Here is an 11893-nt window from a genome sequence, read left to right as displayed (position 1 = left end):
CAAGATGAGATTTCCCATCACATTAGTGAGTAAGAACCCTGAAAGATGATCAGGTTGATAGGTCTGAGGTGGAAGCGTGGTGACACGTGGAGCTGACAGATACTAATCGTTCGAGGACTTAACCTAATTTAAAAAAGCAGAAGAAGCCAATGGCTTCACGAGCTAGATATAAAGAGCGTTAAACTAAGTGAATGAATATTATAAATCGTTATCTAGTTTTGAAGGAACATCCTTCAAACTAAATATGTATCTGGTGACGATGGCGAAGAGGTCACACCCGTTCCCATGCCGAACACGGAAGTTAAGCTCTTCAGCGCCGATGGTAGTTGGGGGACTCCCCCTGTGAGAGTAGGACGTTGCCAGGTAAGATGAAAAAGATCAGTAGAAATACTGGTCTTTTTTGTGTGTTTAAATAAAAACCGATAGGTTGATAGAGAAGCGTAGAGACAAAGTATACTTACTAGCCTGAGGCTTGGGAGAAGCAAGAAGGTCGTAGGAAGTGCAGAGAGAGAAAACCGGAATGTGCGTTCTTCGGGCACATGAGGATTGGAACGAACAAGCTTCCGAAGAGATTCGCCGCTTATCGCAAGCCGAAATCCGAACACGGAAGTTAAGCTCTCTGCGCCGATGGTAGTTGGGGGACTCCCCCTGTGAGAGTAGGACGTTGCCAGGTAAGATGGAAAAAGATCAGTAGAAATACTGGTCTTTTTTTGCGTTTAAATAAGTTATTGGCTTATTATGAAGAACCATTATTTTAAATTATTATTCAAATATGTAATATAACGGGAAACAAAACATTTATTTTTATAAATTTATAAAATATTTGAAGAGGAAATTAACCAAAGCGACTACTAATAAAGCAACAAGGTTTATAAAAATAGCCCCCAAAAAAGAACAGTAAAGATTCTGGTCTTTTTTAGAAGCTGTATTAATAAATATAGTAAAACAAAAATTCAAATTTATAAAAAAGAATGTTTGGATGATCTTATAATAGGAGAATGAATAGTGAATTATATTGAGTTATTTAGCCAAGAGACATATACAATATTCTTTCGAATAATTGTTGCAACGTTTTTATGTGGAGTAATTGGTTTGGAAAGAGAATTTAATAATCATCCTGCAGGGTTTCGTACACATCTCCTGGTAGGTATGGGCTCTTGCTTAATGATGATTTTATCATTATATGGATTTAATGAATATATTGAAAGTAACGGAAATATTCGATTTGATCCGGCAAGAATTCCATCATATGTTATAAGTGGAATAGGATTTTTAGGTGGCGGAACAATTTTAGTAAAAGGTGCGACTGTGAGGGGACTAACTACAGCTGCATCTATTTGGATTGTAGCAGGTTTAGGTTTAGTTATTGGAGCTGGAATGTATGTAGCTGCACTTTTTACGACTATTATGGTTTTAATGTGCTTAATCTTTTTAAATCGTCTTGAGAAGTATATGAATAGTAAAAAGTTAAGAAGAAAAATAAAGGTTGTTATAAAATCTAATAAAGGCAAAGTAGATCAGGTAATTAAAAAACTAAATACATATAATTTAAAAATCACAAAAGTCATGTTAACGGAATGTCATAAAAATAGTGAGGGTTTGGTTACTTTAAACTATACAATTGATGTAAATATGCCAACAATTGAAGAACATGTAATAGAAAGAATTATTGTCGAAAATCCTGAAATAGAAAAAATATACTAATGGGTTTTACATCAGGTAATTTTGGCAATATTTAAAGTGAAACAGAAAAGTTGAAAAATTTTTCTGTTCGTTTTATAGTAAGATTAAAGTCAAATATAGTCAAAGTCAGTGAGGGGGAGGTAGAGTGAGAAATATTTCGGACATTATTGAACAATACTTAAAACATGTTTTGGATAATAGTGGCAAAGAAATAGTTGAAATTAAACGTAGTGAAATTGCGGATAAATTTCAATGTGTACCTTCACAGATAAACTATGTAATTAATACAAGATTTACAATCGAAAGAGGCTATGTTGTTGAAAGTAAACGTGGTGGAGGAGGCTATATTCGGATTATTAAAGTTCAAGCAAATAATCAAGCACATCTTCTAGACCAAATTCTCCACTTAATAAATCACCGCCTTTCACAAGCAGCTGCAGAAGATATTATCGGTAGACTCGTTAGTGAGGAAGTTATATCTGAAAGGGAAGCAAAGCTAATGTTAAGTGTTATTGATCGCTCAGTTCTGTATATAGATTTACCGCATCGAGATGAATTGAGGGCAAGAATGGTAAAGGCAATGTTAACCTCGTTGAAATATAAGTAGAAAGTAGGGGAGACGGATGATATGCCAGGAATGTAATGAAAGACCGGCTACGTTTCACTTTACAAAAGTGATTAATGGTGAAAAAACCCAGGTTCATATGTGTGAGCATTGTGCTCAAGGAAACAGTGATCTCTTTATGTTTAATGGTAGTGCTGGTTTTTCGTTAAATAATTTGCTTACAGGTCTTCTAAATATGGAAACAGGAAAGGTTAAGCAAGAAAATAATGTTTTTCATTCGAATGATCAACCACACTGTGAACAATGTAAAATGACTCTTCAACAATTTAAAAAGGTTGGTCGATTCGGTTGTTCCAATTGCTACCCGACCTTTAAAAACTATATAACACCAATCCTTAAACGTGTACATGGTGGGAATACAGTGCATGCGGGTAAAATCCCTAAGCGTATTGGTGGCGACCTTCATATTCGAAAACAAATCGAAATTTTAAAAAGTAAAATTAATGAATATATCCTTCAAGAGGAATTTGAAAAAGCAGCAGAAGTAAGAGATGAAATAAAATCACTGGAAAAAAAGTTAAGCAATAAGGAGGGATTGTGATGTCACTCCAGAAATTTACGAATAGGGCAGTTAGTGCATGGATGAAAGATGGTCCAGACTCAGATATTGTCCTTAGTAGCCGAATTCGTTTAGCTAGAAATATTGATATGTATAAATTTCCGACCATTTCAACAAATGAAGAGCTCCAGAATATTTTAACGTTTTTTGAAACAACGTATTCAAGTAAAGGATTTGAACATATTGGTCAATTAGAGCTAATAAAGATGAATGAAATGCAACCGATTCAAAAGCGAGTATTGGTTGAAAAGCATTTAATAAGTCCGAATCTAGCAGAAAACTCTTCTTATGGAGGTTGCTTATTATCTGAAAATGAAGAAGTAAGTATCATGATCAATGAAGAAGACCATATCCGAATTCAATGCTTATTTCCAGGATTTCAGTTAACTGAAGCGTTGGAAATGGCGAATAAATTAGATGATTGGATTGAAAAAGAGGTTGATTATGCTTTTGATGAAAAACTAGGGTATTTAACTAGTTGTCCAACAAATGTTGGGACTGGATTGCGTGCCTCTGTTATGATGCATTTACCGGCATTAGTCCTTACGCAAAAAATTAACCGAATTATCCCAGCAATAAATCAACTAGGCTTAGTTGTAAGAGGAATTTATGGTGAGGGTAGTGAAGCAATCGGGAACCTATTCCAGATTTCTAATCAAATAACATTAGGTAAATCTGAGAAAGACATTGTAGAGGATCTCATTAGTGTAGTCCAACAGTTAATAACACAGGAAAGAAGTACGAGAGAAGCATTGTATAATTCCTCACAGACCCAACTTGAGGATAGGGTATATCGTTCCTTTGGTACATTGGCATATAGTCGTATAATCGAATCTAATGAAACTGCAAAATGTCTTTCAGATGTTAGATTAGGCATTGATTTAGGAATAATTAAAGATGTATCGCGAAACATGCTTAACGAGTTAATGATATTAACACAACCTGGTTTCTTACAGCAATACTTTGGTGGCCCATTACGACCAGAAGAAAGAGATGTACGGCGATCTGCTTTAATTAGGGAGCGTTTAAATCTAGAAATGGAACGAAACAAACGGATGGAGGATGAATAGTCATGATGTTTGGAAGATTCACAGAGCGCGCACAAAAGGTACTTGCTTTAGCACAAGAGGAAGCAGTTCGTTTAGGTCATAATAATATCGGAACGGAACATATTTTACTAGGACTTGTGAGTGAAGGTGAAGGAATTGCGGCAAAAGCTTTAATCGCTTTAGGCCTTGGACCAGAGAAAATCCAAAAAGAAGTCGAAGGATTAATTGGCAGAGGTCAGGATGTATCACAAACAATTCACTATACACCTAGAGCAAAAAAGGTAATAGAACTATCAATGGATGAAGCGAGAAAATTAGGTCATTCGTATGTAGGGACTGAGCATATTTTATTAGGGCTTATTCGTGAAGGCGAAGGTGTTGCAGCAAGAGTATTAAACAACCTAGGTGTAAGCCTTAATAAAGCGAGACAACAAGTCCTTCAATTGCTAGGCAGCAATGAAACATCATCTAATCATCAAGGTGGAAGCATGGCTAGTGCGAATACGCCAACGCTTGATAGTTTAGCTCGTGATTTAACGGCGATAGCTAGAGAAGGAAGTCTAGATCCTGTTATTGGTCGTAGTAAAGAAATTCAACGCGTTATTGAAGTGTTAAGCAGACGGACAAAAAACAACCCAGTATTAATCGGGGAGCCTGGTGTAGGTAAAACAGCTATTGCTGAAGGATTAGCACAGCAAATTGTTCAAAATGAGGTTCCGGAAATATTAAGAGATAAACGGGTTATGACTCTTGATATGGGTACAGTTGTTGCTGGTACGAAATATCGTGGTGAATTCGAGGATAGACTTAAAAAAGTAATGGATGAAATTCGTCAAGCAGGAAACATCATTTTGTTTATCGATGAATTACACACGTTAATTGGTGCAGGCGGTGCTGAGGGTGCTATCGATGCGTCAAATATTTTAAAGCCTTCATTAGCACGAGGTGAATTGCAATGTATCGGTGCTACAACACTTGATGAATATCGAAAATACATTGAAAAAGATGCTGCACTTGAAAGAAGATTCCAACCTATTCAAGTGGATGAACCAACAATTGAAGAAAGTATTAAAATCTTAAAAGGCTTACGTGATCGATATGAAGCACATCATCGAGTTTCGATTACAGATGAAGCAATTGATGCTGCAGTTAAATTGTCAGATCGTTATATATCTGATCGTTTCTTGCCAGATAAAGCAATTGATTTAATTGATGAGGCGGGCTCAAAAGTTCGGTTACGCTCTTTCACAACACCACCAAATTTAAAGGAGCTTGAGCAAAAGCTTGAGGAAATCCGTAAAGAGAAGGATGCTTCAGTTCAAAGTCAAGAATTTGAAAAGGCGGCTTCCTTACGTGACACTGAGCAACGTTTACGTGAACAGCTAGAAGAAACGAAAAAAACATGGAAAGAAAAACAAGGTCAAGAAAATACAGAAGTCACAGTAGAAGATATTGCGATGGTTGTATCAAGCTGGACTGGTGTCCCAGTATCTCGTTTAGCACAAACAGAAACAGATAAGCTTTTGAATATGGAAAACCTTTTACATTCGAGAGTTATTGGTCAAGATGAAGCAGTAGTTGCTGTTGCTAAAGCTGTGAGACGTGCTCGTGCTGGGTTAAAGGATCCGAAACGCCCGATTGGTTCTTTCATTTTCTTAGGGCCAACTGGTGTTGGGAAAACAGAGCTTGCAAGAGCATTAGCTGAATCGATTTTTGGTGATGAGGATGCAATGATTCGCATCGATATGTCAGAGTATATGGAGAAACATTCTACATCCCGTTTAGTTGGTTCACCTCCTGGATATGTTGGATATGATGAAGGTGGTCAGCTAACTGAAAAGGTTAGAAGAAAACCTTATTCTGTTGTACTTCTTGATGAGATTGAGAAAGCACATCCAGATGTATTTAATATCTTGTTGCAAGTATTAGAAGATGGAAGATTAACTGACTCTAAAGGTCGTACGGTTGATTTTAGAAATACAATTTTAATTATGACGTCTAACGTTGGAGCAAGTGAATTAAAACGAAATAAATATGTTGGCTTTAACGTCCAAGACGAAACACAAAATTACAAGGATATGAAAGATAAAGTAATGAACGAGCTTAAACGTGCGTTCAGACCAGAGTTTATAAACAGAATTGATGAAATCATCGTCTTCCACTCATTAGAGAAAAAACATCTAAAAGAAATTGTTTCTCTTATGTCTGACCAGCTTACAAAGCGTCTAAAGGAACAAGATTTAACGTTGGAATTAACGGATGCAGCTAAAGAGAAAATTGCTGATGAAGGAATTGACCTTGAATACGGTGCAAGACCACTACGTCGCTCAATCCAAAAAAATGTAGAGGATCGTTTATCTGAAGAGCTGTTAAAAGGTACAATTGATAAAGGTCAAAAGATTATTTTAGATGTTGAAAATGGTGAATTTGTCGTTAAAACGGCTGAAAAAGAAGAAGTAAAATAGCAGTAAACAAATGGAACATGTGAGGCATACTGAAAAATGTGTGCCTCCTTTCTTTATAGTTTCTTGTTCTCAAACGAAAAGAACTCTCCTATTTTAATCTCCTTTCTATATAATGAAGATATGTATCATAATTAGCTAGTCTAATGGCTAATCTATTAAGAGAGGAACACATTTATGGCAAAAACAAAATTAAAATATATATGTCAATCATGCGGATATGAATCCCCTAAATGGATGGGGAAATGTCCAGGCTGTCAAGAATGGAACACAATGACAGAGGAACTCTTAAAACCAGCTTCACCTCGTAAGGCAGTGTTTGCACATTCATCGCAAACTGTACAAAAACCTTCCCCAATCACCAACATTGAAACAACTCAAGAACCAAGAATATATACGAACCTAAAAGAATTTAATCGAGTATTAGGAAGTGGAATTGTTAAGGGATCACTCGTATTAATCGGTGGCGATCCCGGTATTGGAAAATCCACTTTATTACTACAAGTATCATCCCAGTTAGCTGAAAATGGAAATGATGTTTTATATATTTCCGGGGAAGAATCAGTCAAACAAACAAAACTTAGGGCTGATCGTCTAGGGGTTAAATCTAATAAACTATACGTATTATCAGAGACAGATTTAAGCTTTATTTCCAAGGCAATTGAAGAAATGAATCCAACATTTGTTGTCGTTGACTCTATTCAAACGGTATTCCATAGTGAAATAAGCTCTGCCCCAGGTAGTGTTTCTCAAGTTAGAGAGTCTACAGCTGAATTAATGAGAATTGCAAAGACAAAAGGAATTGCGATCTTTATCGTTGGTCATGTTACGAAAGAGGGATCCATAGCTGGACCTCGATTATTAGAGCATATGGTTGATACCGTTCTTTACTTTGAAGGGGAAAGACATCATACATATCGAATTTTACGAGCTGTAAAAAATCGATTTGGATCAACTAATGAAATGGGCATTTTTGAGATGAAGGAATCAGGTTTAGAAGAAGTTCTAAATCCATCAGAAATCTTTCTTGAGGAAAGGTCAAAGGGAGCTGCGGGATCAACAGTCGTAGCATCTATGGAAGGTACGAGACCGGTTCTTGTAGAAATTCAAGCATTAATATCGCCGACTAGCTTCGGAAATCCTAGACGTATGGCAACAGGAATCGATCATAACCGTGTTCCTTTATTAATGGCTGTTTTGGAAAAACGAGTGGGCTTACTATTACAAAATCAAGATGCTTATTTAAAAGTAGCTGGAGGTGTAAAGCTAGACGAACCTGCTATAGACTTAGCAGTTGCAGTTAGTATCGCCTCAAGCTTTAAGGATGCTCCGCCGAAACCAACGGATGTTATCATCGGAGAAGTTGGTTTAACAGGAGAAGTTAGAAGGGTATCTCGAATTGAACAAAGAGTCATTGAGGCTGCAAAGCTTGGATTCAAGAGGGCGATTATTCCGTCTGCTAATATCGGTGGTTGGCATGCTCCAGATGATATCGAAATAATTGGCGTAAAAAATGTAGCTGAAGCCCTCCAGAAAACATTAGGAGGATAATAAATGTCAGATAAAGAGAATAAATCGGGTGATAAAACGTTAAATGAAATTTTGCAATTTGTTGCACCGGGGACACCGATTAGAGAAGGAATTGAAAATGTCCTTCGCGCAAAAACCGGTGGGTTAATCGTTGTCGGACATAATGAGAAAGTGAAAGAGGTTATTGATGGTGGTTTTTCTATCCAATGTCCATTTTCATCGGCACATTTGTATGAATTAGCAAAAATGGATGGGGCTATTATATTAAGTGATACAGGGAATAGGATTGTTTATGCAAATGCACAGCTTGTTCCCGATCCATCGATATATTCTTCTGAAACCGGTATGAGGCATCGGACTGCAGAAAGAGTGGCAAAGCAAACTGGTAACCTAGTGATTGCGATTTCGCAGAGACGAAACGTTATCACGTTATATCATGGTGAATTAAGGTATGCTCTTAGAGACATAGGGGTTATTTTAACAAAGGCAAATCAGGCCATTCAAACGTTGGAAAAATACAAGTTAGTGTTAGACCAATCAATTGCAACATTAGGAGCATTAGAATTAGAAGAACTTGTTACGTTTAAAGAGGTAATTCTTGTATTACATCGCTTTGAAATGGTTTTTCGAATTAAGGATGAGATTAACGATTATGTAAATGAATTAGGTGCAGAAGGTCATCTCATAAGATTACAATTAGCTGAATTGCTCTCTGGATTAGAGGAAGAAGCGGCATTATTAATTAAAGATTATTCGAATGAGAAAATAGCGGATGCCTATCAAATTCTAAAACAACTTCAAGAGCTTTCCAGCTTTGAACTTATAGAGGATTCGGTTTTATTTAAATTGCTTGGCTATTCTTCATTTACAACGGTCGAGAGCCCTGTCATGCCACGAGGATATCGCATGTTAAATAAGATTCCGAGACTTCCGACAATAATTATTGAAAATTTAGTGACAGCTTTTAAAAATTTGAAACTTATTTTGCATGCATCCGTAGAACAGTTAGATGAGGTAGAAGGTATTGGTGAGGTTAGGGCGAAAAAGATTAAAGAGGGATTAAAGAGATTGCAAGATCAACTTTTAGTTGAACGTAAAATATAAGAAATTTTAATGAAACTTGCAACATTTTTGATTTAAATTCGTCAAATTAGGGTATATTAAAATTGTTTTTTAAAATCACTTTAAGTATATAGAGTCATTTTTTCAGTAATGTTTCTTTTCTCACTGTATATCAACCTCGATTTAGAAAAGGAGCGAAACCGAAACTCAAAGAAAAAAATGACTAAAATTTTAGAATGCTGTGCAAAACTCTGATAGTTTACAGCATTGTATCAATCTATTTACATTTTTGATTTTTTATTTCACAAAGACAAGAAGTAAGATAAAGTAAATATAACGTAAAAAGGAGGTGAAGGTATGTTAATTAAACGCATAATACAACTGTTATTTCTATGTGTGGGTGGAATGTTAGGGATCTTCCTTATGCCCAAACTACTAGAGCTTTTATCTATGCAGGACATACCTTTTATTAATACGCCATATACCTTAGCAGTATTAGGTGCAATTATATTTTTTGTTGCAACTTTTTGGATTGTAGATTACGTCGTGAATTGGATAAAGTTGTTAGAAGAGGCTGTTGTAAAGGCTCCTGTTACGGATGTTTTATTTGGAAGCTTAGGATTAATCTTTGGTCTTATAATTGCTTTTCTTATCGGAATTCCATTAAATGAAATACAATATCAATTGTTTAATACAATTATTCCTATATTTTTAACACTTTTGCTCGGATATCTTGGTTTCCAAATTGGTTTTAAGAAAAGAGACGAATTAATTAACCTATTTTCAATGCCAAATCGTATTGGAAAGAAAAAGGGCTCAACTGAGGAAGAGCTAGAACAAGAAGAGAAGAAGCTTAAAATTCTAGATACAAGTGTCATTATTGATGGTAGAATTGCGGATATTTGTCAAACTGGATTTTTAGAAGGAACAATTGTTATTCCACAATTTGTATTAGAAGAGCTTCAACATATTGCGGATTCTTCAGATGTTTTAAAGCGTAATAGAGGACGCAGAGGATTAGATATTTTAAATCGGATTCAAAAGGAACTTGCAATTAATGTTGAAATTTATGAAGGTGACTTCGAGGATATTCAAGAGGTTGACAGTAAGTTAGTGAAGCTAGCAAAGCTTACCTCTGGTGTTGTAGTAACAAATGATTTTAATTTGAATAAGGTTTGTGAATTACAGAAGGTCCATGTTCTTAATATTAATGATTTAGCCAATGCAGTTAAACCAGTTGTTTTACCTGGGGAAGAAATGAATGTACAAGTGATTAAAGATGGTAAGGAACATAATCAAGGAATTGCTTATTTAGATGATGGAACAATGATTGTAGTTGAAGATGGTCGAAATTATATCGGTAAGCATATAGATGTTCTCGTCACAAGTGTACTTCAAACATCAGCGGGAAGAATGATTTTTGCTAAACCCAAAATGCTAGAAAAAGCATTATAACATTGGATAATGTAAGATAGAACATAAATTCAACTTAACAAGTAGCCCATGAAGCATGTGAAAGCAAATGTTTCATGGGCTGTTTTACATATTTAGGCGAATCTTTTAAGATGATGGTATACTGAATTATTGAAGGAGAAACTCTATGAATTATCAAGTAATTATTCCAGCTGCAGGACAAGGGAAACGAATGAATGCAGGGAAAAATAAGCAGTTTATTGAGCTTAAAGGTACTCCCATTATTATTCATACATTAAAGGTTTTTGAAGCACATCCAAATTGTTCAGGTATAGTGTTAGTCATTAATGAACAAGAGCGTGAAGAATTTATTAAGTTACTTGAACAATATGAAATCAAAAAAGTAAAACGTTTAGTTTCAGGTGGAGCAGAAAGGCAATTAAGTGTATATAACGGATTACAAGCAGTTGATTCTTGTGATTTTATTCTTGTACATGATGGGGCAAGACCATTTATATCACATGAACAGATTGAACAGCTTATTAGTGGGGCAGTGCCTACAGGTGCAGCAACGTTAGCAGTTCCTGTTAAGGATACGATTAAACGAGTAAACAATGGTTTGGTTGTTGAAACAGTCGAGAGATCAAGCTTATGGTCAATTCAAACACCACAGGCATTTCGGTTATCTCTAATTTTAGAGGCACACCAACACGCAGCAACAGATAACTACTTAGGAACAGATGATGCCAGCTTAATTGAACGGGTTGGGAAGCAGGTTTCTATCGTTTTAGGGGACTATACGAATATTAAGTTAACGACTCCAGAGGATTTATTACTAGCAAATGCAATTCTTGATAGTCGAAAAGAGACAAATAAGTAATGAGGAAAGAGGGACATAATGATTAGAGTTGGACAAGGTTTTGACGTACATCAATTAGTCGATGGAAGACCGCTAATAATCGGTGGGATTGAAATACCATATGAGAAGGGACTATTAGGTCATTCAGATGCTGATGTTTTATTACATACTGTCGCTGATGCTTGCTTAGGGGCAATTGGTGAAGGGGATATTGGCAAGCATTTTCCTGATACAGATCCTAAATTTAAAGATGCAGACTCAGCAAAGCTACTAACACATGTTTGGTCTCTTGTAAAAGCAAAAGGGTATGAACTAGGAAACATTGATTGCACAATAATTGCACAGAAGCCAAAAATGGCACCACATATAGAAAAGATGAGAGAACGTATTGCACAGTTACTTGAAGCAGATATTTCACAGGTGAATGTGAAAGCGACAACCACTGAAAAATTAGGGTTTACTGGAAGACAGGAAGGGATCGCTTCTTTAGCAACGGTCTTGGTTCAAAGTGTTTAACAGTCTAAAGAGTTAAATTATTGTTAAGAATGAAATAGTGAGTTTTGTATATTGAATAATTTGGTGATAAAATGAAGTCTGTTAATAAAGCGAATTTATTTATAGAGAAAATTCTCTTATAACCAAAGCGTGTGG

Annotated in this window: 10 protein-coding genes and 2 rRNA genes; all 12 read left to right on the top strand. The window is 35.8% G+C overall.

Features of this window, described 5'->3' with window-relative positions; genetic code table 11:
• Nucleotides 1-126, top strand: a 23S ribosomal RNA gene (locus HU235_RS00825); the annotation flags it as partial.
• Nucleotides 127-249: 123 nt separating this feature from the next.
• Nucleotides 250-365: ribosomal RNA gene (gene rrf, locus HU235_RS00820) — 5S ribosomal RNA — on the top strand.
• A 640-nt stretch (nt 366-1005) separates the two neighbouring features.
• Nucleotides 1006-1704: an MgtC/SapB family protein gene (locus HU235_RS00815; protein ID WP_233452101.1), complete on the top strand. Its 699-nt coding sequence runs from the start codon at nt 1006-1008 to the stop codon at nt 1702-1704.
• Nucleotides 1705-1828: 124 nt separating this feature from the next.
• A complete protein-coding gene (locus HU235_RS00810) occupies nt 1829-2290 on the top strand; it encodes a CtsR family transcriptional regulator (RefSeq protein ID WP_095301324.1) in 462 nt (153 codons plus the stop codon).
• A gap of 16 nt (nt 2291-2306) precedes the next feature.
• A complete protein-coding gene (locus tag HU235_RS00805; RefSeq protein ID WP_145582382.1) occupies nt 2307-2849 on the top strand; it encodes a UvrB/UvrC motif-containing protein in 543 nt (180 codons plus the stop codon).
• Nucleotides 2849-3937: a protein arginine kinase gene (locus HU235_RS00800; RefSeq protein ID WP_095301326.1), complete on the top strand. Its 1089-nt coding sequence runs from the start codon at nt 2849-2851 to the stop codon at nt 3935-3937. Before HU235_RS00805 ends, HU235_RS00800 begins: the two co-directional genes overlap by 1 nt.
• A gap of 2 nt (nt 3938-3939) precedes the next feature.
• Nucleotides 3940-6381, top strand: a complete 2442-nt coding sequence (gene clpC / locus HU235_RS00795) for an ATP-dependent protease ATP-binding subunit ClpC (RefSeq protein WP_095301327.1) — start codon at nt 3940-3942, stop codon at nt 6379-6381.
• Between the two features lie 174 nt (nt 6382-6555).
• Nucleotides 6556-7929 (top strand): DNA repair protein RadA, encoded by a 1374-nt coding sequence (gene radA / locus HU235_RS00790; protein ID WP_095301328.1) that lies wholly within the window; start codon nt 6556-6558, stop codon nt 7927-7929.
• Nucleotides 7930-7932: 3 nt separating this feature from the next.
• Nucleotides 7933-9012 (top strand): DNA integrity scanning diadenylate cyclase DisA, encoded by a 1080-nt coding sequence (disA, locus tag HU235_RS00785; RefSeq protein WP_174879096.1) that lies wholly within the window; start codon nt 7933-7935, stop codon nt 9010-9012.
• Nucleotides 9013-9327: 315 nt separating this feature from the next.
• Nucleotides 9328-10425 (top strand): PIN/TRAM domain-containing protein, encoded by a 1098-nt coding sequence (locus HU235_RS00780; RefSeq protein WP_145582381.1) that lies wholly within the window; start codon nt 9328-9330, stop codon nt 10423-10425.
• Nucleotides 10426-10570: 145 nt separating this feature from the next.
• Nucleotides 10571-11263 carry a 2-C-methyl-D-erythritol 4-phosphate cytidylyltransferase gene (gene ispD, locus HU235_RS00775; RefSeq protein ID WP_174879095.1) on the top strand — a complete coding sequence of 231 codons (693 nt, stop codon included), beginning with the start codon at nt 10571-10573 and terminating at the stop codon, nt 11261-11263.
• Nucleotides 11264-11281: 18 nt separating this feature from the next.
• Nucleotides 11282-11758, top strand: coding sequence for a 2-C-methyl-D-erythritol 2,4-cyclodiphosphate synthase (ispF, locus tag HU235_RS00770; RefSeq protein ID WP_174879093.1), 477 nt, complete (start codon nt 11282-11284; stop codon nt 11756-11758).
• The last annotated feature ends 135 nt before the right edge of the window (nt 11759-11893 follow it).

Source organism: Metabacillus niabensis (assembly GCF_902829255.1).
Taxonomy (GTDB): Bacteria; Bacillota; Bacilli; order Bacillales; family Bacillaceae; genus Metabacillus; species Metabacillus niabensis.
The sequence above is the reverse complement of the archived record's forward strand: the minus strand, read 5'-3'. Positions and strand labels throughout refer to the sequence as shown.

Coding starts and splice junctions, on each gene's coding strand:
- HU235_RS00805 (WP_145582382.1), top strand. CDS start 2,307: ATGATATGCCAGGAATGTAATGAAAGACCGGCTACGTTTCACTTTACA.
- HU235_RS00800 (WP_095301326.1), top strand. CDS start 2,849: ATGTCACTCCAGAAATTTACGAATAGGGCAGTTAGTGCATGGATGAAA.
- clpC (WP_095301327.1), top strand. CDS start 3,940: ATGATGTTTGGAAGATTCACAGAGCGCGCACAAAAGGTACTTGCTTTA.
- radA (WP_095301328.1), top strand. CDS start 6,556: ATGGCAAAAACAAAATTAAAATATATATGTCAATCATGCGGATATGAA.
- disA (WP_174879096.1), top strand. CDS start 7,933: ATGTCAGATAAAGAGAATAAATCGGGTGATAAAACGTTAAATGAAATT.
- HU235_RS00780 (WP_145582381.1), top strand. CDS start 9,328: ATGTTAATTAAACGCATAATACAACTGTTATTTCTATGTGTGGGTGGA.
- ispD (WP_174879095.1), top strand. CDS start 10,571: ATGAATTATCAAGTAATTATTCCAGCTGCAGGACAAGGGAAACGAATG.
- ispF (WP_174879093.1), top strand. CDS start 11,282: ATGATTAGAGTTGGACAAGGTTTTGACGTACATCAATTAGTCGATGGA.